21 protein-coding genes are annotated in these 23,202 nt (G+C 68.2%); 9 read left to right on the top strand and 12 right to left on the bottom strand.

Annotation, left to right across the window (positions count from 1 at the left end):
• The first annotated feature begins 51 nt into the window (after positions 1-51).
• The 5 genes from ACWEKS_RS01845 to ACWEKS_RS01825 all read left to right on the top strand — a co-directional run bounded on the left by ACWEKS_RS01845 (position 52) and on the right by ACWEKS_RS01825 (position 4,245).
• Complete coding sequence (locus tag ACWEKS_RS01845; RefSeq protein WP_452338345.1) at positions 52-1,593, top strand: hypothetical protein; 1,542 nt, start codon at positions 52-54, stop codon at positions 1,591-1,593.
• Between the two features lie 37 nt (positions 1,594-1,630).
• The gene (locus tag ACWEKS_RS01840; RefSeq protein WP_452338344.1) at positions 1,631-1,954 is read left to right on the top strand and encodes a hypothetical protein; all 324 of its coding nucleotides are present in this window, start codon (positions 1,631-1,633) and stop codon (positions 1,952-1,954) included.
• A gap of 2 nt (positions 1,955-1,956) precedes the next feature.
• Positions 1,957-2,460, top strand: a complete 504-nt coding sequence (locus tag ACWEKS_RS01835; protein ID WP_364605534.1) for a YbaB/EbfC family nucleoid-associated protein — start codon at positions 1,957-1,959, stop codon at positions 2,458-2,460.
• Positions 2,461-2,464: 4 nt separating this feature from the next.
• Positions 2,465-2,695, top strand: a complete 231-nt coding sequence (locus ACWEKS_RS01830; RefSeq protein WP_379394554.1) for a hypothetical protein — start codon at positions 2,465-2,467, stop codon at positions 2,693-2,695.
• Between the two features lie 74 nt (positions 2,696-2,769).
• Positions 2,770-4,245, top strand: a complete 1,476-nt coding sequence (locus ACWEKS_RS01825) for a hypothetical protein (RefSeq protein WP_452338343.1) — start codon at positions 2,770-2,772, stop codon at positions 4,243-4,245.
• Between the two features lie 5 nt (positions 4,246-4,250).
• On the opposite strand, the gene ACWEKS_RS01820 is transcribed toward ACWEKS_RS01825, so the two are convergent.
• Positions 4,251-4,598, bottom strand: a complete 348-nt coding sequence (locus ACWEKS_RS01820) for a toxin-antitoxin system YwqK family antitoxin (protein WP_379394550.1) — start codon at positions 4,596-4,598, stop codon at positions 4,251-4,253.
• A 47-nt stretch (positions 4,599-4,645) separates the two neighbouring features.
• On the bottom strand, positions 4,646-5,200 hold the full coding sequence (locus ACWEKS_RS01815) for a hypothetical protein (RefSeq protein WP_379394548.1): 555 nt from the start codon (positions 5,198-5,200) through the stop codon (positions 4,646-4,648).
• 121 nt (positions 5,201-5,321) lie between these two features.
• On the opposite strand from ACWEKS_RS01815, the gene ACWEKS_RS01810 reads away from it, so the two are divergent.
• Positions 5,322-5,624 (top strand): hypothetical protein, encoded by a 303-nt coding sequence (locus ACWEKS_RS01810; protein WP_452338342.1) that lies wholly within the window; start codon positions 5,322-5,324, stop codon positions 5,622-5,624.
• 9 nt (positions 5,625-5,633) lie between these two features.
• On the top strand, positions 5,634-6,152 hold the full coding sequence (locus ACWEKS_RS01805) for a YbaB/EbfC family nucleoid-associated protein (RefSeq protein ID WP_452338341.1): 519 nt from the start codon (positions 5,634-5,636) through the stop codon (positions 6,150-6,152).
• 1 nt (position 6,153) lies between these two features.
• Here the strand turns inward: ACWEKS_RS01805 and ACWEKS_RS01800 are convergent, their stop codons facing one another.
• The gene (locus ACWEKS_RS01800; protein WP_452338340.1) at positions 6,154-6,822 is read right to left on the bottom strand and encodes a hypothetical protein; all 669 of its coding nucleotides are present in this window, start codon (positions 6,820-6,822) and stop codon (positions 6,154-6,156) included.
• Here ACWEKS_RS01800 and ACWEKS_RS01795 point away from each other — a divergent pair.
• The gene (locus ACWEKS_RS01795) at positions 6,746-15,154 is read left to right on the top strand and encodes an alpha/beta hydrolase (protein ID WP_452338339.1); all 8,409 of its coding nucleotides are present in this window, start codon (positions 6,746-6,748) and stop codon (positions 15,152-15,154) included. The genes ACWEKS_RS01800 and ACWEKS_RS01795 overlap by 77 nt on opposite strands.
• A gap of 56 nt (positions 15,155-15,210) precedes the next feature.
• On the top strand, positions 15,211-15,684 hold the full coding sequence (locus ACWEKS_RS01790; RefSeq protein WP_452338338.1) for a hypothetical protein: 474 nt from the start codon (positions 15,211-15,213) through the stop codon (positions 15,682-15,684).
• Positions 15,685-15,714: 30 nt separating this feature from the next.
• On the opposite strand, the gene ACWEKS_RS01785 is transcribed toward ACWEKS_RS01790, so the two are convergent.
• The 9 genes from ACWEKS_RS01785 to ACWEKS_RS01745 form a co-directional block, all read right to left on the bottom strand.
• Positions 15,715-16,032: a PE family protein gene (locus tag ACWEKS_RS01785; RefSeq protein WP_452338337.1), complete on the bottom strand. Its 318-nt coding sequence runs from the start codon at positions 16,030-16,032 to the stop codon at positions 15,715-15,717.
• A 57-nt stretch (positions 16,033-16,089) separates the two neighbouring features.
• Entirely contained in the window at positions 16,090-17,340 is a 1,251-nt protein-coding gene (locus ACWEKS_RS01780) for a hypothetical protein (RefSeq protein ID WP_452338336.1), read from the bottom strand.
• Positions 17,337-17,654 carry a type VII secretion target gene (locus ACWEKS_RS01775; protein ID WP_452338335.1) on the bottom strand — a complete coding sequence of 106 codons (318 nt, stop codon included), beginning with the start codon at positions 17,652-17,654 and terminating at the stop codon, positions 17,337-17,339. Before ACWEKS_RS01775 ends, ACWEKS_RS01780 begins: the two co-directional genes overlap by 4 nt.
• Positions 17,655-17,815: 161 nt before the next feature.
• The gene (locus ACWEKS_RS01770) at positions 17,816-18,166 is read right to left on the bottom strand and encodes a toxin-antitoxin system YwqK family antitoxin (RefSeq protein ID WP_379394533.1); all 351 of its coding nucleotides are present in this window, start codon (positions 18,164-18,166) and stop codon (positions 17,816-17,818) included.
• 94 nt (positions 18,167-18,260) lie between these two features.
• Positions 18,261-18,623, bottom strand: coding sequence for a hypothetical protein (locus ACWEKS_RS01765; protein ID WP_452338334.1), 363 nt, complete (start codon positions 18,621-18,623; stop codon positions 18,261-18,263).
• On the bottom strand, positions 18,616-19,395 hold the full coding sequence (locus tag ACWEKS_RS01760; protein ID WP_452338333.1) for an ESX secretion-associated protein EspG: 780 nt from the start codon (positions 19,393-19,395) through the stop codon (positions 18,616-18,618). The genes ACWEKS_RS01765 and ACWEKS_RS01760 overlap by 8 nt, the downstream gene beginning before the upstream one ends.
• A gap of 4 nt (positions 19,396-19,399) precedes the next feature.
• The gene (locus ACWEKS_RS01755) at positions 19,400-21,259 is read right to left on the bottom strand and encodes a hypothetical protein (protein WP_452338332.1); all 1,860 of its coding nucleotides are present in this window, start codon (positions 21,257-21,259) and stop codon (positions 19,400-19,402) included.
• Positions 21,260-21,334: 75 nt separating this feature from the next.
• Positions 21,335-22,876: a hypothetical protein gene (locus tag ACWEKS_RS01750; protein ID WP_452338331.1), complete on the bottom strand. Its 1,542-nt coding sequence runs from the start codon at positions 22,874-22,876 to the stop codon at positions 21,335-21,337.
• 22 nt (positions 22,877-22,898) lie between these two features.
• Positions 22,899-23,180 (bottom strand): hypothetical protein, encoded by a 282-nt coding sequence (locus ACWEKS_RS01745; protein ID WP_452338330.1) that lies wholly within the window; start codon positions 23,178-23,180, stop codon positions 22,899-22,901.
• Positions 23,181-23,202: the final 22 nt, after the last annotated feature.

The raw sequence follows: 23,202 nt of genomic DNA, 5'->3' as shown, positions 1-23,202 counted from the left end.
TATCCGACCGGGGTGAAAGGCGCGGGACCGGTCGAGGAGGGGAGTCGGGACGTGAGCAGACCTCAGGGCGGGAATCCGGACGACGAATTCATGAAGTCGTTCATGGCTGGGTTCGCGGAGTCCAACGCGGAGCCGGACATCGGATTCAGCCTGGTTTCGCATCCCGGTCCCGAAGCTGTGGCCGATGAGCAGGAGATCATCGAGCGAGCGCGGGGATTGACGCATCGGATCGCACACGAACTCGCGGCCGCCGCACCGGAGAGTTGGGAGCGAGTCGACGCGACCTTCGCGTGGACCGTGACCGACAAGACCTGGAGCATCGTGTATTCGGCCGGGGAGCAGGCGGTTCAGGTCGAACCCGCGCAGTCGGTCCTGCAATTGGTGCAGGAGCAGCGCGACGTCGCGGCGGGGATGAGCGAAGGACCGTGGTGGCGGATCCGAATCAGCCTCAATAACGCGGGCCAGGTGCAGACCGACTACGACTACGGCGACGAGCCGTTTCCGGACAACCAACTATTTCCGGCCGAGGCGTATCTGGCCGATCTGCGCGAGTACCCACGCAACCGACTACCCGTTTGGCTGGCCGCGTACGTGAGCCACGGTGGACGCCTGATGCGCTCGCCGCGAGTCGCCGCGGAGCAGGCTCGGTCCGATCGCGCGAAGGAGATTCGCGGCCAGGCGACGACCGAGGTCTTCCCGCCGCTACCGCTGATGTGGTCGCACTGGACCACGCTCGCAGCGGTATTCGTCGCTCTCGACGCACCGAACGGCCCCCGGATGCTGCCGTCGCTCGCCTGGTTCGAGGGACCGAATCGCAGTGGGAGCACGCTGTACGTGCTGCCGGGAGATCGGGCGGTCATCTCGGGCGGTGTGCTCAACGCACCCGAACTCGATGCTGTCTACAACGACGGCGCTCTACTACCCAGCTTGTACGCGGGCGCACCGGATTGGGTGACCGACGCGGTGTTGAATCCGCGGGCGGCCACCGGGCAGCTGACCTTCTGCTACTGGTGGGAGGACGGACAGTGGTTCCGGGGGGAATCGCCGGACGGTCCCGGCATAGCTGGCGCCGTACCCGGTATCTGGACCACCGACTCGACCATCGACGTGATCCTGCAGGTCATGACGTCCGCCGGGAAGACGGTCACCGATGCCACCAGATCCGCTGTCGCGACGCTGGTTTCGGCGGCACAGGCGGGACTGGTGACCTACGAGACGGTGGCCGCGGTCTTCGATCCGGCCGAGCACGAAGTAGATTCGGCCCTCAACCAGTTCACGCTGGCGGGCCTTCGGACCTTTGTCACCGCGCCGCCGCTGAGCCGGATCGACGCCATCGAGCAGGTCAGCCGATTCATCCTGGCGCGCGGTACCGACACCAGCGGCTACCCCCTCGACCAGTTGACCGCCGAACGAATCGACAACGGCTGGATGGTTTTCGTGCCCACCCGACCGGGCGAGATCATGATCGGTCGCGCGATCTACTACATGGCCGACGACGGCGTGATCGAACCGTCCTCGTCCTCGGTGCCGCCGACGGTCTACATCGCGGGGTTCACTCAACGGTTTCAGGAACGGATGCGGCAGCGCGGCTGACGCGCTGACCGGCTGCTATGGGGAGGAGTAATACCTGATGACAGACAAACTCGACGTCGATCCCGAGCTATTGAAGAAGGCGTCGGCCAAAACGGACCTGGTCAACAGTCGGCTACGCGGGGTGGTGGACGGTCTCATGGCCAGCACCGGCGGCATGGGCGAACCTTGGGGAAACGACAGCTACGGCACGGAATTCGCTGGGACCGAGGACGGGTCCGGCTATCTGGCCGCCCGCAAGACGCTGAAGGGTCTCTCCGAGACCCTGGCCAAGAACGCCGAGAACAACTCCGATGGGCAGAACCAGTCCGGCAAGAAGCTCGACGGTACCGATCAAGGTAACGCCGACGCGTTCGGCAAGTAGCCATGGCCAATGAGAGCGTGAAGGCCGAATTGGCCTCGATGCTCGACGAGTTCCAGCAGCAGATGCGGATTCTCGGCGAGATGCAGCAGAAACGGGCGCAGCTCATGGCCACCGGGTACGCGCTGCAGAAGCGGGTCACGGTGGTGGTGAATGCCGATGGGACGGTTATCGAGACCCGCTTCGACGACGATCTCGAGGGCCTTTCGCTCCACGAGTTGAGCAAGGCCGTCACCGAAGCCGCGCAGGCCGCGGCCACCGAATTGGGCCGCAAGAGCGCCGAACTCACGAATCCGATTCAGGAACGGCGCGGACGGATGCCGAAGATGTCGGACCTCATCGAGGGCCTGCCGGACCTCACCGAGCGAATCCCCGAACCCATCCCAGCCTCCACCGCACCCCCGAATTCGCCGGAGCGACACCAGAACAGCGAATCGATCATGACCTTCACCGATGTCGAAGATCTGGATGACATAACCCCCGGCCGGATTCGCGCGGACGACTGGTGAGGCTATGGCGTTGCTTGTCTATTACCGGCAGGTGCGCGATGAGCCGGACGAGGCGGAGTACTGGTTCGGGCCGAGGCGGGAGGAGATGAGTCGGACCTTGATCATCGATAAGGTTCGGCGGACGGCCTGGACCGATGGGGTTGAGGACATGCTGTTTCGGGCGGCGGCGGGGCACATCTTGTATCGGGAAGGGCGCGAGAACCTATGGCCTACACACGGAATGAAGGCTTCATGAGTGGGCCTGAACCAGTGCCGGGGAGCGCGGGACAGGTGGGTGGAGCACGGGGCGTCGGACGGATCACCGGGGTCTTGCTGCTTGCGGCGGCGGTGTTGACGTTTGCGATGTTCTGGCTGCCTGTGATGTCTATTGGGCTGCATGGCAGTTGGGACATCTATGTCTGGAAGAGCAACGGGCATGGGATGCGGGCTACTGACTACTTCACTGCTGTGCCGTATGTGCTCATGGTGATGGGTGGCGTGGTGGTTGGGACGTTGCTTGCTGCGGGGGTGGGGGCTCGGCGGCGGGTGTTGTTTTGGGCGGCGGCGTTTGCGGGTGGGCTGATGGCGCAGATGGCGTCGGGTGATGTGGTGGGCTATGCGCGCCAGTTCGGGGATCATGTGTCACCGGGGTTCGGATTCTGGGTGATCATGCTGGTGATGTTGGTTGGCATCGCGGCTTTGGTCAGTGGGTTGCGGGATGCTGCGGTGGCGGGACGTGGGGCGGCGCAGGAGCTCGTTGGTGGGGCGGCGGATCGGGTGGGGGCCGTTCTCCTGCTGGTCGCGGCGGCGGTGAATCTCTGGAGTTCGTTCCCCGCGTTGGTGCGACGTTCCTCCCATGTCATATCCATATGGGAGGGCGATGACGGCTCTGTTCCGTTGCCCGCCGTGCATTTCTCAGTGGGATTGATCGCCGTCGTTGTCGTGGCCATCGCCTTACTGGCCGACGCGGGGGTGCGGAACGCGGCCGTGCGAGCGGCCAGTGGTGCCGCTGCCGCGTTGATCTTCGCGAATGCGATCAGCGGGCTGAGTATCGCGTTCGACCTGGGGGGACTGAACTTCTGGGAGTACGCGGGTGCCGGGTTCTGGTTGACGATGCTCACGCTGTTGCTGTCCTTCGCCGCGACCGTGGCGGGGCTGGTGGCGCAGTTGGCGCGGCCGCGGCTGATGGCTCAGCCGAGGCCGGGCTATACGCCGGGGTTCGTGCCGCCACCCGGCGCGAACCCATTCGCACCGACTCCCGGATCGAATCCTTTTGCGCCTGTGGCGCAGCCCGTACCCGGTTCGAATCCGTTCGCGCCCGCGACGCCTTCGCCGAACCCCTTCGCGCCCGCGTCACCCGCACCGAATCCCTTCGCGGCCGCCGCTCCAGCATCGGAGGTCGAAGCAACCACCAGGATTGCGCCGGAGCCGGCTGCTGTGCGACCGCCGCGAATGGCGAAGGTTTATGACGGCAAGGACGCTGACGGACGTCCGGTGGCGGATCGTCCTGCGGTGGAGGGAAATACGCGGACTGCGGTGTTGGCGTACTTGGAGTCTGCGCCGATTGTGCTGGCGGCCAGGAGTTTCGAGCAGGATGAGTTCGCGCCTGCGGATCGGGATGTGCCGCTGAACTTTCGGACGGATGGCGTGTGGGTTTGGGCGGGGGCGGTGGCTCATTATCTGCACAAGCACGGTCTGCCACCGGAGCTGGAACTCGTAGAGCACATTACGAGTCGTGGATTTCGAGTCGGCGAGGTCAGCAATGCCGCCCAGGACGCGGCCATTCGTGTGATTACCGGTAGCTGAGCGGGTCAGGACTGGATCGGGTTGCCGGACTCGTCCCACTTACGGGTCGCGATGGGGTCGCCCTCGTCGTCGAATTCCTGCTCGCTCGCGAGTTGGCCATTGTGGTGCCAGGTGCGCCAGATGCCTACCGGCGTGCCGTAATTGACTTGACCTTCGGACTTGAGGGGGCCGTCGGCCCACCATTCGCGATCGGGGCCGTGGGGGATGCCGTCGACGTAGAAGACCTGGAACAGGAGTTGGTCGCCGATGGTTTCGACTGCCTCGCCGGTGAAGGGCTCACCGCGAAACGTCAGGCGGAGATCGTCGTCGGTGGCGATCTCACGGCGACTCACGCGGTAGTCGATCCTGTTCATGTGTCCCTCTCGCCGGCGGTCTTCGCCCAAACCTATCGAATCGCCCGTCAGCGGTCGGCGAGGGCGGCGGCGTAGGTGTCGCGGAGGGCTTCCAGGCGGGGGCGAGTGAAGCGGCCGGGTTCGGTGTTGTAGGTGGTGCGGCCCTGCGCGGAGGTGAAGGCCGGGGCGGGGATTCGGTCGGCGGTGGGCGGGAGGAATTTCAAGGTCTCCTCGACCGCGGCCAGAGCGGTGGACAGGGTGTGGCGGGCGGCGCGCTCGGCGCGGGCATCGAGGCCCGCGGGCGTGGGCGGGACCTGACGGATGCAGACGTCGGAGTACCAGAGCCACACGCCGGGGTCGAGGAGTTCGGAGGGGTTGTCCAGGCCGAAGCGGACGGAGTCGGCCGGCGGGGGCAAGACCTCGGCGGGGAGGCGGAACTCGTAGGCGCGCGGCGTGCCGCACGACGGGCAGTCGCCGGTGTAGCGGCTGGCCAGGTCACCGTCGACGGTGATGACGGCGCTACGGAATTGGCAGCGGGTCTCGCCGCAGGTGGGGCAGGGTTGCAGGGTGAGGTAGAGACGGGCCTCGGCGTTGGTTCTGGCCAGCGGGAGGGTGTCGGGCATGGGGGCTCCTTCGGCCGGGTGGATGGTGTGGGAACGATCTTGCCAGGCGGGCGGCGGCACGTCTCGTTCATGTTGTGTTCACTGATCGGTTGTGGGACAGTCAGATCTTATGGCCGGGAGAGTGCAGGTACATCCGGAGGCGGTACGTGATGCGGCGGGCTTCGCCGCGGATATCCAGGCGCGATTGCAGTCCATGGCCAGTAATGCCCGCGCGGCGGTCTCGCCGGGCGCCTCAGGGTGGGGCGATGACGATTTCGGCGGCAAATTCGCTGACGGCGCCAAGGGATTCGTCACCAGCAGCGCGAACCTGGCCACCGGCACCGAGAACCTGGCGAACTCCTTCGACAATCTGCACGGCGGGCTGACCAAATCCGCCAATCAGCTCGACACCATGGAGCACGGCAATTTCGACACGTTCGCGTAGGTCGGCGAAATGACCGGGCACAACGGGGAAGTCGCGAAGGCCGGAATCGTCGAGGAACTCACCACGCAGCTGCGGGCGATCGCCGAGGCATCACGCCAGCGCACCCAGCTCACCGCCACCGGCACCGCGGCGGGTGGACGTGTGCGGGTCACCGTGAACGCGGACGGGGTGGTGATCGCGACGCGCTTCTCCTCCGATATCGGCGAACTGACCTACGACGAAATCGCGAAGGCGACGACGACCGCCGCGCAGAGCGCCGCGCTCGACGTGGCGCGGCAGGGGCGAGAACTGTTGCAGCCGTTGCGGGACAAGCGCGCACGCATGCCCAAACTGTCGGATCTGATCCAAGGCATGCCGGATCTCGAATCCCGGGCGCCGACCATCGAACCCGCCTCGCTCGCTCCCCCGCAGTCACGGGAACGACTGTCTCAGCTTCGCGAGGCCGCGCCCGACTTCGGCAATGCCGTCGGCTACGAGGCGTGGACCGAGAGGCAGGAGAATCGGGGAGCCACCGACTCGGGGTGGTGAATTACTCAGGGGTCCCGCGCAATTCGGGATAGTGGGTGCGCTGGTAGGGCGACAGCTCCGAGATCAGCAGCTGGCCTGCGCCCTGGCAGATCGGGCAGACTTGGGCCCCATAGCATTCGGGACACATCTCCCCGTCGGGCAGCCGACCCCGGCCACCGCATTCCGGGCAGAAGCCCAGGCCGCCGCACTCGTAGCAGAGGACGAAGCCGGGAGACAGGGTCTCGGGAGTGCGCACCGGGTCCGGCAGCCGGAACTCCTCCGGGTCGCGGAGCGCCAGCGCCGGGGTCCGGCCGCTGAACATCACCGCCGAAGTATGGTCGCCCACACGCACTTCGATGCCGATGCCGTCACGCTGACCGGTGACCACCACGGCGGGTTTCGGACCGGTGGAGTCCTGCGCCTCACCGACTTCCCAGCCCGCCGCGCCGAGGAGAGCGGCCGCGCGCCGGGCGATATCGGCGGCCGAGACGGTCGCGGGACGCTCGCCGCGGATCAGGCCCGAGTACTGGTAGCGCGGTGGCTCGCTCCATCCGACGATCGTCGGCTCGTCGAGAAACAGCAGGCGGAGGTTGGTTTCCGGGGCCAGGTCGGTGATGAGCTCGACCAGCTGCGCACGCAGGACCGCACCCAGCCGGTCCAGTTCTGCCCGCGCTCCCGAAATCTCGCCCATGCGGCCTCCTTCCCGCCGGACCCTATCACCGCCGGGTGTACCCGGGCCGGTCACCGGCAACTCATCTGGCGTTCGTGTTGAGTTCACCTGCTTCCTTGTGGCACAGTCGGTCTCGCCAAGATCAGAACCGACCGGCGTGAGGTGGCCTGTGGCGCTGGAGTTTCCATCGTGGCTCGAATGGCTGAGCTGGTTGGTGGGCTCCGAATGGCCGCATGGCAACGAAGACACCATGTGGCAGATGGCCCGTGACCTGGAATCGGTTGCGGGACAGGCCGACGACCTACTGCAGGACCTCGACCACCTGCTCGGTGCGCTCGACAAGGCCTATCCGGACGGCACCGGCGGCGAAGAGATCATCAAATGGCTAAAGCCGCTGCGCTACGGGGACGACTCCGGGCACGGCTCGGTCAAGGAATTCGGCGACAACTACCGCCAGCTGTCCACGGCCGCCGACGGATTCGGCGATCAACTGCAGTCGGCCAAGCTCAACTTCTATATCGCGGGCGGGTGGCTGCTGGGCGAGCTCGCCTGGGCCGCGGCCACCGGGCCGTTCGCGCCCGAATCGGAGGCCGCGGTATTCGCCTCGGCGCGCATCGCGTTCCGTGAGCTGGGCGAGGGGTTCGTCAGGCGGATCGAGAGCATGATCGAAGGCCGGATCACCAATGCGCTGCTGAAGCAGGTCCTGCCGAAGCTCATCTACGAGATCGGCCAGGGCGCGGTGACTTCCGTCATCCAGTCCACCGCGCAGGAACTGCTGGTCGAGTCCATCCAGAATCTGGACGGGCACGGGCACGGCTTCGACTGGGGCGCGATCGGGAAGAACGCACTGGTCGCCGGACTGTCCGGCGGTGCGGGCGGCGCGATCGGCTTCGGCGCGAACCACGCCCTGCCCACCGAAATGGGCGGCTGGAAGGGCGCGTTCAACGGCGCGCTCACCGGCGCGACCGCCGGGGTGGGCGGCGCCGGAGCGGGCTGGCTCGCCAATGGACTGGTCAACGGCGACTGGAGCTTCGACCCGCGCTCCATGACCGGCGGCGCGTTCGGCGGGGCGGGACCCAGCGGCCTGCACGGATACAACGGCGACACCAACCACAACGGCCCGATGCGGGGGCACGACACCGGCGACGGCAGCACGCATCTCCCCGGTGAAACCACCACCAAACCCGCCACATTCGACCAACCGGGCACCACCCCGGACGGGCACACCCCCGGAGCCGACGCCAACGGAAACGGGCACAATACGGCCGGGGACCCGAGTGTCGGACAGCACGGCACTCCCGCGGACCCGAACGCCAACGGACAACACGGCACCCCCGCCGACCCCAGCGCCAACGGACAGCACGGGAATCCGGGCGATTCGACCGGCGAGCGGAGCGACGACAACGGTCAGCAGGCCGGTGGCCCCCAGCTGCATGCGGCCAGTGCCCCGACGGCGGCCGGCCCGGCACCCGTCGACCATGCACACGACCAGCAGGCCGACCACGGTGGCGACTCCAACCGGTCCGACAACAACGGCTCGTTCACCTCCGACGGCAGGCGCGAGCGACTGGACGCGAACGCGCAGGACAACGGCGGCGCAACTGATTCCCCGTCGCAGCGTTCGGCCGACACCCAGTCGGTCGGCGACCACTCGGGCTCGCCATCCGGCGACGCGGCGCGGCCCGACGCGAGCGGCACTCCGGAGCATCGTGCCGGAGACGCGACGGCCGCGATGGATCCGGCTCGTACACATGACACCGGGGTGGATGCGCGCACACCGGAATCCGTCTCGGACCACACCTCGGATCCGTCCAGTGGTGCGAATTCCACGACCGCGACGAACTTCTCGAACGACGGAACCACCCGCGCCGACGGCGAACCCGCCAAGGGCGCGACGACCTCGTCCACGCACGGCGCACCCGGCGAGGCTCGCGCACCGGCGGGAGACCCGGCCAAATCGCCTGTCGCACCGCGCGATCCGCTCCGGACCCCGACGGACGGCAGCACCGCCAGGCCGGCCGACGGCACGGCGCCCAAGCCCACGGACGGCAGCTCGCCCAGGACCCCCGACACCCGCGCCGGGGTCGACCGCGCCACCCGGCCGGACGCCACGGTGCAGGCGACCCGCACCGGCGTCGAACCGACCGCACCGCGCGCCGAGCCGGTCTCCACCGGCGACCACGAGCAGCACGTGGACGCGCACGCGAGCGGACCGAACGATTTCCTGAACCTGTCCGGCGAGCCCACGCGCCCCGGCGATCACCACGAATCGCCCGGTGATCACGCGGATTCGCCCAACGCGCACCCCGACGGGGCGACCATCCTCCCGATTCCCGTCGACCCGCCCCAGCACGCGGACCGCACCCGACCCGCGGACTCACGCAGATACGACGTCGCCGCGGCGGGTCCGGTCGGCGATTTCCATGGAGATGCCCGCACCGAGGGCGATCTCACGCCCGATGTCGTGCACAAGCAGATTCAGGACAATCTGCGACTCATCGCCCCCGAAGGGGTGGCCTGGAATCCGGACGAGAACCACTTCGTCCTGTCGAACGGGCGCATCGTGCGGATCGAGGTCGGTGAGACCTCGAACGGGCATGTGGCCGAATTCGAGCCCAGCGCGGACGGTTACGACGTGCGGGTGTCGAACAAGGCTCGCAACGAGGACGTCGTGCGCGCGCTCGCACACGAAATGGCCGAGATACGCCTGTCGCAGGACGACGACATCCTGATCGATCCGCGGGACGATCGGCCCACCCGCATGTCCACGCACCTGGGCGGCCGCTTCGCCGAATTGCGCACGCTCACCGCCCATGTCGATCGAGCCGTCATGGATCCGGCCCGGGCCGCCGAGCTGCCCGGGCTGCGCCATGACCTGCACGATCTCATGGACCACCTCGGATTCCACGATCCGGCGCACGCACCGACCGTGGAACGCCTACTGGCCGCGCACGATCCGGACCTCGCACACCGGATAGCGCTCGAACAGGCGGGCGTCCTCTCCGATCGGCCGACCTTCAACCAGCACCTCACCGAGGACGAATTCCAGCACGCCGCGGAGAATCATCTCGCCCGGCTGCGTGAACTGATGACCGGCGAGCACGCCGGCGATCTGTTGCGCGCCGAGGAGCAGGGCTTGAACGGCCGTATGCGCGAGGAGCTTTCGCGGCGCCTATTCGAGCGGCTCTTCGAGGAGGAGGCCAGGCCCGCCCGGGGCCAGGTGCCCGGCCTGCTGAAGGCGCTCAATCCGATCAATGCGGCCATCAACCATCCGACCCTGCGCGGCCCGGAGCAGGCCGCTGCCATCCATCGGGCCATCGACGGCTTCCACGACGGCATGCCGCAGGCGGCGCGCGATGCCCTCGGCCCGGAACGCTTCGCGCAGATGCACGCCGCCGCTGATGCTTTCGCGACCGCGCCCGACCGCATCACCGCCACCATCGATCACGCGACCGGGCGGATGGACGTCGGCGGAGAGCACACCACCCTCACGGACTTCCTGCGCGGCATCGACCGCGCCAACCGCGCGGCGGCCGAGCACGGGCTCAATATCGAGTACACAGTCGTCCTGCACGATGCGGTCGACGGCCTGTCCACGGTCGAGGTGATGCCCCGCCCGCAGCCACAGCATCGGCTTCCGCTGGAGCAGTATCGGTTCGGCGAGCACAACGAGCCCATCGAGCGCCAGCCACGGCCCTCGGTTCCCGCGGCCGCGGCGGGTGGTCACACCATCGATGTCGGTGTCGGCCGCGGCGCATTCGCGGTCGAGATGACCCCGGCGGCCGACCGCGCCGGCGGCGGGCTGATCATCAAGACCGAACTCGCGGATGCCGCGATCGGCGCCCAGCGCCGCCGTGATCTGGGCCTGCTCGACGCCGGGCCGCTCATGGAACCCGGCACCGTCATGGTGTACGGCGACATGCTGGGCAATGGCCACCTGCTCGGCGGTGATATCGCGCGGGTCTTCATCAACAATGTCAGCGCCAAACTCCCGGATGCGGCGTATCACGCCATCGCCGGGCATCTTTCGGAGATCCTCGCGCCCGGCGGACGCGTCGAGATCCAGTGGGACATGAAACCCGACAAGGTCGGCGGCGATCCCGGTACTCGCTACCACATTCTGGGCACCAAGCTGTGGGAGGCGCTGGAAGGGGCGCACCGGGAAGGTGCGAACCCGTTCAAGCTCATCGAGGAAAAGGATTTCGAGCATCCCGGAAACCGGGACTACTACTACACAATCGACGCGGGCGGCAGCAACAAGTTGCCGCACGAGCGGATGGCCGAATACTCGCCGCCACAGCCCGAGCATCGCTGGACCATCTCCTACGAGCCGGACGCCCCCGGGACACACGAGCACGGGAACGCGAGCCCGATCGGCGACTTCCACGGCGATGCCCGCGAGGGCACGGAGCACCTCCAACCGGAATTCGTCCACGAGCAGATCCGGGAGAATCTGGGGCACATCGCCCCGGAGGACGTCGTGTGGAACCACGACGAACAGCACTTCCGGCTCCCCGACGGCCGCACCGTCGACGTCCGGATCGGCGCCACCAAAGACGGCAACGTGGCCGAATTCCATGCGCGGGCAGACGGTTCCGGCTACGAGGTGGTGCTCTCGGAACGCGCACGCGATGTGGACGTGCCACGCGCGCTCGCACACGAACTGGCCGAGATCCGGCTGGCACAGGACCCGCACATCCTCGTCGACCCGCACAATGATCGCCCCTCGACGATGACCAGCCACCTGGGCGGCCGGTTCGCCGAAATGCGGGTGCTCACCGAGCACATCGACCGCGCGAACGCCGATCCGGCGCACGCGCACGAACTTCCGCGTCTGCGCCGGGACCTGCGCGAGCTCGCCGACCACCTCGGCATGCACGATCCCACCCATGCCGACACCGTGCGCCGACTGCTGACCGAGCACGATGCTCAGCTCGCGCACCGCTACGAGCTCGAAGAGCAGGGCGGGCACGATGCCGGTCACGCGCACCCGAATATCCCTGAGGCATACCTACATCCGCAGACTGTGCACACGCACGATCATGAGGCGGCCCCGACCACCACGGACACCAAGCCGCTCGCGGACCTGAACGAGCATCCTGGTGGCATCGGGAAGATCGGCGAACTCATCGCCACCGTCGACGGCAGGCCCGTCGAGGAGCATGTCGACAAGATCGCGCGCGAGCGGGCCGCCAAGATCCGTGCCGCGGCCGATGAGTTCTCGCAGCAGCCGGGCGAGAAGCCGGTCAAGACACAGAAGCGAGTGGCCAAGGCTCAGGCCGACGGCACCTACGTGGGCCCGAAGTCGCACGGCAACGTCACCGCCGCGGTGGTCGACCTGCGGACCGGTATCGCCTACGAAGGGATCAACGGCAAGCAGAACGAGGTCGTCCCGAAGGACGAGCGCCATCCCACGCTGCAGGCCAATATCGACGCGATGAAGGCCGCCGGGCTGGCGCGTCCGGAGGGTGGCTACCCCAACTTGAGCCGCGACGGCAGACCCGAGAGCAAGACCTATCCCGGCTATCCCGAAGGGGTTCGGCCCTACCCGCACTTCGACCGGCCCTGGGGCCACGCCGAAGTCAAGGCCGCCAATGCGGCGCTGTGGGCGCGGGAGCGGGCGAACCTGGAACTCCGCAGGCAAGGGCGGCCCGAAATGCCCACCGGCCCGGAAGCCCTGGGCGAAATGTATTCCCAGACCTACAAACCGTTCGAGGGCGACGCACCGAAGGCCACCCCGTACTGCGCCAACTGCAACCACAGCATGGGCGAATGCCACAACTTCAGTGGCCGCTACGCCGACTTCCCCTCGGGACCCGAGAACCTTGTCGATGAATTCCGCCCATCGCGGTCCGCCCTGGATCCGCCCGGCGGACCGTCCGAACCGCGCGGGCTCCCGCCGACAGCGGAACCCGCTCACCCCGTTGAGGCTTCACCCACCGGGGAGCCGGTAGATCCCGCCGCGGCTTCACGTGCCGAGGAGCGGACGACCCCGATCGAGGCTCCGCACGCGGATCCGCCGGCCGAGCACGGCACGGCGAGTCCGGTCGGCGAATTCCGCGGTGACGCGCGCCCGGCCGGGATGGCGGATCTGACATTGGAATCCGTGGTCGGCAAGGTCGAGGGCAATCTGCGGCTCATCGAGCCCGAGGGCGTGGCGTGGAACCACGACACCGGTCGATTCGAGATGACGCACGACGGCCGCCCGATCGACATCACCGTGGGCGTCGGCCCGACCACCGACAATGCCGTCGCCGAATTCCGCGCGCGCACAGACGAATCCGGGCACATCACCGGGTACGACGTCAAGGTTTCCCCGCATGCCCGGGACGAGGATGTCGTTCGGGCCGTCGCGCACGAGCTGGCCGAGATCCGGCTGGCACAGGACGAGAACGTGGTCATCGATCCGGTCGACGATCGGCCGACGCGAATGACCTCACATCTGGGCGGCCGCTTCGCCGAACTCCGGGTGCTGGTCGAGCAGATCGGCGAAGGCGTCGCGGAGCGCGTCAAACCCAATGCCCTGGCGCCCCTGCGCCGCGATCTCAACGATTTGATGTACCACCTGGGACTGCACGATCCGGAGCACGCGCCCACCGTGGAACGGCTACTGGCACAGCATGATCCGGATCTGGCACGGCTGATCGACCAGGCGCGTATTCCGGATCCGGGCATCCTGCGACCGGGACCTGTCGATCACGACGCCGCTCCCACCGCGCACGATCTCGGCCGCATCCGGCAGTTGCACGAGCTGGCCGAACGGCTGCCGGAGGGCCACGACGAGACCCGTCGCGAAGCGCTGGCCCTGGTCGAGCAACTCGGATTGCGGGAGGGCACACCGGGCGCGGCCGAGCGCCGCGCGATCGTCGCCGAACACCTCGGCGAGCACGCGCGCAACCGGGTCGACAAGCTGCTCGCCGATGTCGGCCGCCGCGACACCGAATTGTCGGCCGTCGATCGGGAGCACGTCGAGACGGTCCGGCTCGAACGCCGGGCGGCGGACGCGCTCGACTTCCTGTCCATCCCGACCCACGGGGCCGTGATGAAGACCCACATCGAGTACCGACGCGAAATGGCGGGCTATCTCGAGCACCTGCGCGAAATGGCGGACCATCCCGCGCAGGCACACGAAACAGGCGGCCCCGCAACGGACTCCGGACCGATCCGGCTCGTGGGCGACCACCATACGGTCGAAGACGTCCGCACCGGCGAACGCTGGTTCCGGTGGCCGCCCGGCACGGAGGAATACCCCGCCCACACGCCGGTACCGGAGGTCGGGCTGCCCACCGATCCGGACCACCGGCTGCCGACCGATCCGGCGCAGCTGCACGAGGCCTGGCAGCACCTCTCCCCCGAGGAGAAGGACGCCTGGCACCACGCGGATCCGTTCATCGGAAACCGCGACGGCATACCGCATGCCGATCGCGACCGGTACAACCGGCAGACCCTCGAGATGCTGCGGCACCAGACCGAGCAGGACATGCTGCGGGCTCAGGCCGAACCGGAGACACCGCACACCCTGGCCGAGCGCAAGCTGATCAAGGACCGCCTGGACATCATTCGGGACATCCGGGAGAACTACCTCGACCTGAGGACCAAGGAAGGCATGCCCGAGGTCCACCTCGCCTATATCGACGAGAAGCTCCAGTACATCTATGCCCTGGGCGATCCCGATACCGCCGACCACGTGGTCGTCGAAATCGCGGGCGCGTTCCGGCGGCGCAGCGGTGTCGGCTACGCGCTCGAGACGCTGGCGCAGGTGCGGCAGGCCGCCCTGGCGATCGATCCGCACGCGGAGACGTCGGTGATTCTGTTCGGTGCCTACAACAACCCGAATTCGCTGATCCAGGCCATGCATTCCGAGCACGCCGAGGGCGGCGCGGCCAAGGTGCGGGAGTTCCACGACGGGCTGCGCGTCACCCATCAGGGACCGCCCGCGAACATCACCACCTTCGCGCACTCCTACGGCGCCGTCACCGCGGGGCACGCGGCCGGGCACGGACACGAACTGAACACCGACGCAATGGTTTTCATCGGCAGCTTCGGCACCGGCGTCACCAATGTCGGAGATCTGCGCCTGACCGGTGTCGATCCGGCCGAGACCGGCGATCATGTGTTCGCGACCCTGGCCGAGTACGACTCGCTGGTAATGATGCCGCCCACCCACGGTCCCGCACCGACCGATCCGGAGTTCGGCGCTAGGGTTTTCGAGTCCGGCACCACCCCCAGCCGGACGCGGCTCGGCTGGAACCCGGACGACCACGGGGGCAAGAACTACTTCAATTCCAACCATCAGCCATCCTGGGACAGCCTGGGACTGATCATCACCGGCAGGACCCACCTGCTGGGCTGAGTGGTCGGGCACCCGAGGCAATCGACACCCGGTTGAATCAACGAGAGGAGGACGGAATGCCGACAGTGACAACGCAGGCCGCCGCCCGCGCGCAGCTTGTGCGGCACTTCGAGGCGACGCTGCGGGCGCTACCCACGGAAATGGCACTGGCGCTGCGCCATCCGGACCTGCCCAAGGCGGTGTTCCACGACGGCGTCGCACTGTCCTGGGACGGCAACGATCCCGACGACGGGCCGAAATTCCTGGACATCCGGTACTGGGTGCTCGGCACCGCGCCCGAGGCGTCGGATCGGTACTTCGATCTGGTGCTGCGGGCGTGGAGCGAACAGGGCTGGTCGACGCGCATCGGGCGAGAGGTGATGCCGCGCAGCGGCTATGCGAATACACCTGACGGATACGGATTCGCCCTCACCCAAAGCGTGAACGGATACCTCAGCCTGGCCGGGACGACACCGCCGTTCGACCCGGAATCGGATGCAGGCGACCCCATGCCCGCCCGCATCGAGCACCCCTCCGCGCCGCCGCTCTGAGTAGCCCAACTCTCGGGGCTCCGCCGCCGGTCAGAGGTTGGTGAAGTCCGTGGAGTTGTCGACCTCGACCTGGCCGAAGGTGTTCGCCTGATTGCGCACCACGGCGGCCAGCTTGCGTAGCTCGTCCACGCCGAGTCCGCTCTGCGTCACAAAGGACGCGCCGACCGTGGTGAGCGTGTCGGCCGCGGCGAGTGACACCTTGTCGGAGCCCGCGGCGGGCACCGAGAGGGCCTGGGTGTCCGCACCCAGGGCGGCCTCCAGCCGATCGGCCATGGCATCCAGGTCAGCGGCGGCGGACAGCACCGTGTCCGCGTCGAAACGCACACCGCCCAAGTTGAATTCGCTCATCGTCCCTCCCTTTCCGCGCGAATCCTACCCGCTCGCGCCGACAAACATCGACCCGGTTCACTGGGCCGGACGCGGGCCGTTGGTGCCGACCGCGCCGACCACCGGGACACCGGTGTAGCCCAGCTCGCCGACGACCTCGTCGCCGTGCTCGGCGGTGACCATAGTGGTGCGCACTTCTTCATCGGCGTCACCGGCCTGCGCGGCCGCGCCGGCGCCCATGGGTGGCACCATGCCACCACCCATGCCGGACGCGCCGGTGGCCGGCATCGGCACGGGCGCGGGGACCGGCGGCGTGGTGGTCGCGCTCATGGTGCGGGGGCTGGCCTGGCCGAGCGGCGCCGAGGGCGTGCCCAGGCCACCCAGACCGCCCATCGGCGCGAGTCCGCCACCACCGAGTGCGCCCGAATCCGTCCGCGCGGCAACCGGTTCCGCATCAGGCGTCGGCTGCACGTCGAAGGTCTGGCTGATGGACTGGAGCTGCTGCAGCTGTTGCACGCCCGTGCTCGCGGCGCTGCTCAGCGGGGAGATCAGGCCCAGCAGCTGTGACACCTGCGAGAGCGAGTCCACGCCCTTCGGGGCGTCGGTGACCTTGACCTTCTGTCCGGCCGTGGTCATATTGGCGCTGTGCACCGTCATCTCGGTGCGGGTCTTGGCCACCACCGCGGTCGCCTCGGCCGCAGTCTCGCTGGCCAGGGACAGCAGGAACGCCTGTCCGGGCGGGGTGCCGATGAAGGGTGCCGCCACCGTGACACCGGTGACGAACTTGGTGATGATGGCCGACATCAGGGCCGCGCCGGTGGCCACCGAGGTCGCCGCGCCGGCCATGACCGTCTTCTGGTGCAGGTTCTGGCCTTCCAGCTCCAGCGCGTTGGTCTGGGCCGCGGTGCCCTTCTCGGCCGCGCCGGTCGCGCCGGAGCCCTGCCACGAATTCGAGCCGGCCAGCGACATGACCGATTGGGCGATCGACATCACCTGTTGCAGTGCGCTCGAGACGCCCGAGAGCATCTTCGACGCGTCCAGCCCCTGACCCAGCTGGCCGGTGCCGAACGCGGACGCCAGATCGGTGAGCGGCTTGGTGAGCGCGGTCAGATCCAGGGTCGGCAGCGGCGGCATATCCGGCAGCGGCGGCATGGCCGGCAGTTGCGGCAGCGCGGGCAGGCCCAGCGTCTGCAGGACGTCGCCGACCGGGCTGTCCAGCAGCGGTGCGAAGTTGGTGTCGCGCAAGGCATCCGCCACCGACTGGGCGCTCGCCGCAGCGGGCGTGGCCTGCACGGCGCCGGTCGAGCCCTGGTCGAAGGGCGTACTCACAGGTCCCGCGATAGGGAGAGAAAATCGACTCCGGCGGCGTCGTCGACGGCTTCGTAATCGGCCGCCGCCTGGTAGGCGGTGACCGCCGTCCCCGCGTGCACGGCGGCGAGTTCGGCGACCGACGTCAGGTGATTGCCCTGTGCGCCTGCGTAACTCAGCAAGAAGTCCTGACCGATCAGCCCGAACACCGGCACCAGCCCGGCGACCGTGGCGACCTGGTCGACCGCGGCGGCACCGGCGACGGCGCTCGCCATCGTGGCCGAGGCCTCTCCGTAGGCGCGAATCGCGTCCGGTGTGGCAACGAGGTGGCTCATGAGACCCCCATCAGGAAGATCATTTCGAATTGAACTATACAGAGCGGATATTCGCCCGGTATAGCGAAGAGTTCACGAACAGCCCAACGGTCCGGTGAACGCCAAGTATTCCGCAGGTTACCTGGCTCGTAGCGGATGATGTTGCCGCACCGTGAATTTGGTCATCGGCGGGTCGTCTTGTCCATGGTCTGTTCACCGGTGGCGTTCCAGCGTTGCCGGACCAGCACCCGGCCCTGGTCGTCGAGCACCACCCGCTCCTTGAGGTGGCCGTTCTCGTACCAGTACTGCCACTCCCCCACCGCGGAGCCCATGCGGGTCACGCCCTCGGACCGCTTGCTGCCGTCCGGCCACCACTCGTGCTGGGGTCCGTCCTCGACGCCGTCGTCGTAGGTGAACAACAGCACCAGTTGCCCGTTGTCCGCGTACTTCTCGACCTCGCCGGTGTAGGGCTCGTCCTCATAGCAGATGCGCCCGTAGTCGTCGAGCTCCACCTGATCGCGGCTGATTCGCATCGTCTACTCCGTCGCGGGGGTCATGACACGGCCGGTCGGCCTCTGATCGAACGGGACCACCCTAACCGGATGGGCGGGCGCGGACCGGATCGGCTCAGATCGGGCGCAGCCAGCTGTCGGGCTCCGTCTCGTACTCCTGTTCCTCGACATATTCCTGGCGGGTCACCTCCTCCATGGTCGGCAGGCCGGTCAGGGCCAGCAGTTCGGGCGCCAGACCGGCGGCCTTCAATTGGGCGCGGCGTTCGATCCCGGCGCGGGCCGCGGACTGGCGGCACAGGCGCAGGATCTCCGCGGCCAGCAGCTCCGGGTCCTCGCGCAGACGATCGCGTTCCACCGAAAGTGCCCGGGGCAGGCCCTGTTCCGTGGTGGTCACCACGATCGAGCCGGTCCGCGAGGACAGCGTGAACTCGGTCGGGAAGTCCGAGGATGCCACGGGCACGCTGTTTCCTTCACTCATCGGCGATCACCTGCACCACCTCGGTGATATGGGCATTCAGGGTGGTCACCAGGCGGCGGCGGTCGGCCGCGGCGGCCACCGGGGGATGCTCGCCGGTGACCACATAGCGACCGTCGTCCTCCAGGTCGCGCCACTCCAGGCGGTAGCGGGCGATGCCGCGCGGGCCGAAACGCGAACGGCCCTGCACCACATCGATGGTGCCCATGCTCGGCGCGGGTGCCGCCAGGAAGTCGGCGGCGCGGGTGACGACCGTTCCCTCCAGGGTTTCGTGCGCGGGCGACATGCCGAAGTCGTAGTCGGTGTCGTCGGTGTCCTCGGTCTCGGCGAGCACCAGATCACCGAAGTCGCGGCCCGCCGGGGTGTCCGGCAGCGCCGCCACCACCCGTTCGGCCAGCTCCTCGGCATAGAACTCCGAGAGCGTGAAACCGCTGCCGTGCCGGTAGGTTTCGCCCGGATGCTGCACCAGCAGGTAGCCGGCGTCGCCCGACCGGACGCCCAGCAGGCGGATGCGGGCGGACGCGGAGAGCAGCTCCCGGCCGTCCCAGCCCTCCACCTCGACGCGCACCTCCGGCATCAGCATCGCCTGCAGCACCGCGGCGTAGTCGGCCTCGCGGGTCAGCAGACTCTCCCGGGCGCGCGCCATGTTCGCCAGATGGTCGTCCCACCACTCGGTGCGGCTGGCGAAGGTCAGCGGGTACGGCAGGAACTCCTCCTCCAGGCCCTGCCACAGCGACAGGAACTCGAGATCGGTGAACTTCCAGGTCCGAAGCACGGATTCAGCCCTCGACCACCGGCTTGGCGACGATGGGCGCGGTGCCCATCGCCTCGTCCAGGTATTCGCTGGAGTCCAGGAACTCGGGACGCTTGTGCTCCTTGCCCTGGCCACCGTGCGCACCGCCACCGCCGTGACCCATGCCGCCCATGCCGCCACCGCCCATGCCGCCCGCGGCGGAACCGGAAGCCACACCCGCGCGGGCGGCTCCGGCGATGCTGCCGTCGATCGCTTCCTCCGCCACGGCCGCACGGGGGAACAGCCGGGCGTTGGCCACCTCAGCCAGCGGTTTGATCGGGGAGCCGCCCGGGCCGCCACCGCCGGGGGAACCGCCCCCCGGCGTCTTGAGATTGTCGAGCAGATTGGTCAGCGGGGAATCCTTCAGCGCGTCCTTCAGGTCCTGTGCCTTCTTCTGGTCGGTGGTCTGCGACCCCTGCGACGTCATCGACTGCAGCGCACTCTGCAGGCCCGAGAGCGCGGACTGACCCGTGTTCGACGAGGAGCTCGGATTCGACGAATTCGAGTTGGTGCCATCGGGATTCGAGCCGTTCGGTGACGTGCCGTTCGGGTTCTTACCCGTCGGGTCGGTCTTGCCGCCGTTGGGATCCTTGGCGTCCTTGCCGTTGGGATCCTTGGCATCCTTGCCGTTCGGGTCCTTGGCGTCCTTGTTCTTCGGATCGTCCTTGCCCGGATGAGCGCCCTTGGGATCGGTCTTGCCGCCCGGCTTCTTCGCGCTCGGGTCACCCGCGCCGCCCCCCGGACCGCTCGGCGAGACATTGCCGCGCGGGCCGCCGCTCTTGTTGTCGGGCCCGGGCCCGGTGTAGTCGTTGCGCGGGGATCCCGAGTTGTCGTTCTTCGGCGGAGCGGTCGGATCCACCAGGATCGGAATCGTGGTGCTGGAGTTGCCGATTCCCGGGATGTACCACGCGGTGAAGGCGGCCGTGCCGGTATTGATGATGTAGGTCTCGGTCGAGGTCCCGCGGTAGCTGTCGTCCCAGATCGTCGGCATGGCCGCCTTGGTCTGGTTCAGCCAGGTCGCGGTGTAGAGCAGGTTCTCGGACATGGCGTACAGATCCGTCGAGAAGGCCTTGGCCTGGGCCTCGAACTGCTGCGATGCCGCGACCGCGGCATCGGCGCCCTTGCCCGTCCAGTGGCCGTCGGACTCCAGGCGTTTGACGCAGCCGGAGAGGGTCTCGAAGGACGAGGAGATCACCTGCGCGATCCACTTCCACAGCGCGCTGCGGTCGGCGATCGGCGTCGGATGGATGCCCTGGCCCACATCGAAGAACCATTTGCCGTCATGATGGGACGGGTCCTCGGAACCGATGGCATCGGTGTAGCGGCCCGAGGTCGCCTTCCCGACCGCGGCCATGTCGCCCATTCCGTTCGCGTCCGAGGGTGTCGGGGAGGACGAGTCCGACCAGCTGTCCAGGGCCGTCGCGCCGTCGAGCGGGATGCCGTCGAACGTCACGTCGACATTCGCCTGGGTCTTGATGGCGTCGAAGTCCGACTTCGATTGGTCGTCGGTCATCCGGTAGGTCTTGCCCGCGGCCACGAAGGTGTCGCCCATGGAGTTCAGCATCGTGATGTAGTCGTCGATGATGCCGCCGACCCGCCCGCCCTCCTTGGCGAACCGGTCCTCCAGGTTCAGCGCCGACTGCAGGATGCTGTTGTCGCTGAAGCCCGTGTACTGGTTGAGAAGGTAGGTGTAGCCCTTGGCCGCGTTCAGCGAGGTGATGGCCTCGGCGGCGTACTTGGCGCCCGCCTCGGCCGAACCCGGATCCAGCTGCAGGCGGTCGTGTTTCGCGTGCGAGTCCGCGGAAAGATCGCGCCAAGGGTTGTAGAACTTGTCGCCGTCACCCATGTACCGCTCCTAACTCGACCAACGCATGAAAGATTACGGGCCGCCGACACATATTCCCCATTCGTCCGACCCGCTTCACTGCGAATGTCGTTGGCGGAAACGCCTTTCCAGGCCCGGCAGGTAGACCGACGCGGGCATGCTGGAGGTCGTCGCCTCCACCACGCCATCGTCGGCGACGTAGTAGAGGGCACGGTCGATGACCGGCTCCTCGGATTCGGTGGGGACATAGACCATCCAGCCGACCGGAAGTCGTTCCGCGCGCAGCCGATCGAGCGGATAGGCGGTGGTGTCGATGTCCTCGGTGCGGAGGTGGTGGCGCACGGCGTCCAGTGCCTCCGGCTCCGGCAGCGGTTCCGGGCCGATGCGCGACACCCCGGCCATGGCCAGCTGGTAGTGGGCGGCGTCCAGATCGCGCTCGCCGAACGCAGCCTCCAGCACGGCCTGGGTGACGTCGCGACGCTCGGCGGCGGCGACGAATTCGGCCACCGCGGAACGCTGTTCGTCGGTCGGGTCGGCGGCGACCAGATCGCTGATCACCCCGACGACGGTGGCGGCGGTCCAGATGCCGGGAACCGCGGGGGCGAGGTCGGCGGCGGCCGGTGACGCGCCGCGATACCAGCGGCCGCGCTCCCACCAGTAGCAGAAGGTCAGCATGCCGCCGCTGGCCCGGGTGTTCAGCACCGGGTTGGCGACCCACGCCGGGGCACCGGCGTACAGGTTCGGCAGCGGGGTCTGATTGTCGTAGGCGGCCACCAGTTCCGGGGCGTTCCAGACGCCGCCGGACAGCACGGCGCGACCGCCGGGCAGCAGGTAGAGGGACGCGCCCGAGCGGCGCGAGCCCTCGAACCAGCCGAAGGACGGGAGCACGCGCGGGCCCCATTCGGAGCCGACCGCCACGAACGCGGCGGCGATGGCGGCCCAACGCGCCCACAGCACCGGCAGATTCGGGAAGTCGTTCTCCGAAACCGTTGGGAAATAGCCGGATTCCCGATCCGCGCGCGCCGCGGCCGCGGCCTGGTGTGGTGTCCGGGACTGGCGGTCGTCGTGGCGCAGCAGGGCGGCCAGCCAGGTCGGCAGGCTGTCGCGGGGGAAGGCCACCAGATCGGCCAGATAGTCCTGGGGCGCGAGCATCTGGTCGGCCGGAAAGGGCTCGTCGCCGTAGTCGTGGTCGACGGTGAGCTCGCCCGCCGCGGTCACCCGCAGTTCCAGCCGCCACCACGGGTCGCCCAGTTCGGCGGCGAGCCTGCGGTGTTGGACCACCAGGTCCATGATCTCCGGGGTGGCGGGCAGCTGCGCGTGGCGCTGCTCGTCGTCGGAGTAGTCGATGCGCGCGCGGTGACCGCTCACGGTGAGCGAGAAGGCGGCGTGCACCCGCGTCCAGCCCTCCGGGCCCTGGTCGCGCAGCTGCTGGGCGAGGCGGTGCGCCAGGGCGCGGGCCCGCTGCGGGATATCCGGTTCGGCGGCGGTCATGCTGAAGCCGATATCGGGGGCGGGCTCGGCATCGGGTTCCTCGACGCCGATGACGGCGGCCAGACCGTCGAAGTCCGGGGCGTCCTCGCCCGGGGCGGATTCCGGTGTCGCAGCCGGGTTTCCGTTGTTCTCCTGCGAAATCGTCACGCGATCGTCTCCTGTGCCGCCACTAGCTCTCGGTCGCCGCATCGAATTCGGCGATCCGTCGGGACATCTCCGCGCGCCAGCGATCGGCATTACTGCCGTCCAGCTGGCCGACGAAGGATCGCTCGGCGGCGGCGATCATGGCGTCCGGGATATCGGGGTGGGAGCGGGCGATGGCCCACAGGGCCTCCTTGGTGGGGGCGTCGAGGCCGGTCGCGCTGCGCACGCCGAGTCCCTGCCGGGCAGCGGCCAGCGCGGACTCGAAACTGTGCCGCAACTGCTCCTCGCTCGGACGGCTACCGCGCACGTCCACCCTCCTCCGTCGAAAA

It is taken from the genome of Nocardia sp. NPDC004711 (assembly GCF_053601595.1).
The sequence above is the reverse complement of the archived record's forward strand: the minus strand, read 5'-3'. Positions and strand labels throughout refer to the sequence as shown.

Coding starts and splice junctions, on each gene's coding strand:
- ACWEKS_RS01775 (WP_452338335.1), bottom strand. CDS start 17,654: ATGAGCCACCTCGTTGCCACACCGGACGCGATTCGCGCCTACGGAGAG.
- ACWEKS_RS01830 (WP_379394554.1), top strand. CDS start 2,465: ATGGCGTTGCTTGTCTATTACCGGCAGGTGCGCGATGAGCCGGACGAG.
- ACWEKS_RS01785 (WP_452338337.1), bottom strand. CDS start 16,032: ATGAGCGAATTCAACTTGGGCGGTGTGCGTTTCGACGCGGACACGGTG.
- ACWEKS_RS01820 (WP_379394550.1), bottom strand. CDS start 4,598: ATGAACAGGATCGACTACCGCGTGAGTCGCCGTGAGATCGCCACCGAC.
- ACWEKS_RS01770 (WP_379394533.1), bottom strand. CDS start 18,166: ATGCGAATCAGCCGCGATCAGGTGGAGCTCGACGACTACGGGCGCATC.
- ACWEKS_RS01805 (WP_452338341.1), top strand. CDS start 5,634: ATGACCGGGCACAACGGGGAAGTCGCGAAGGCCGGAATCGTCGAGGAA.
- ACWEKS_RS01795 (WP_452338339.1), top strand. CDS start 6,746: ATGAGCTCGACCAGCTGCGCACGCAGGACCGCACCCAGCCGGTCCAGT.
- ACWEKS_RS01840 (WP_452338344.1), top strand. CDS start 1,631: ATGACAGACAAACTCGACGTCGATCCCGAGCTATTGAAGAAGGCGTCG.
- ACWEKS_RS01800 (WP_452338340.1), bottom strand. CDS start 6,822: ATGGGCGAGATTTCGGGAGCGCGGGCAGAACTGGACCGGCTGGGTGCG.
- ACWEKS_RS01790 (WP_452338338.1), top strand. CDS start 15,211: ATGCCGACAGTGACAACGCAGGCCGCCGCCCGCGCGCAGCTTGTGCGG.
- ACWEKS_RS01815 (WP_379394548.1), bottom strand. CDS start 5,200: ATGCCCGACACCCTCCCGCTGGCCAGAACCAACGCCGAGGCCCGTCTC.
- ACWEKS_RS01835 (WP_364605534.1), top strand. CDS start 1,957: ATGGCCAATGAGAGCGTGAAGGCCGAATTGGCCTCGATGCTCGACGAG.
- ACWEKS_RS01765 (WP_452338334.1), bottom strand. CDS start 18,623: ATGAGTGAAGGAAACAGCGTGCCCGTGGCATCCTCGGACTTCCCGACC.
- ACWEKS_RS01755 (WP_452338332.1), bottom strand. CDS start 21,259: ATGGGTGACGGCGACAAGTTCTACAACCCTTGGCGCGATCTTTCCGCG.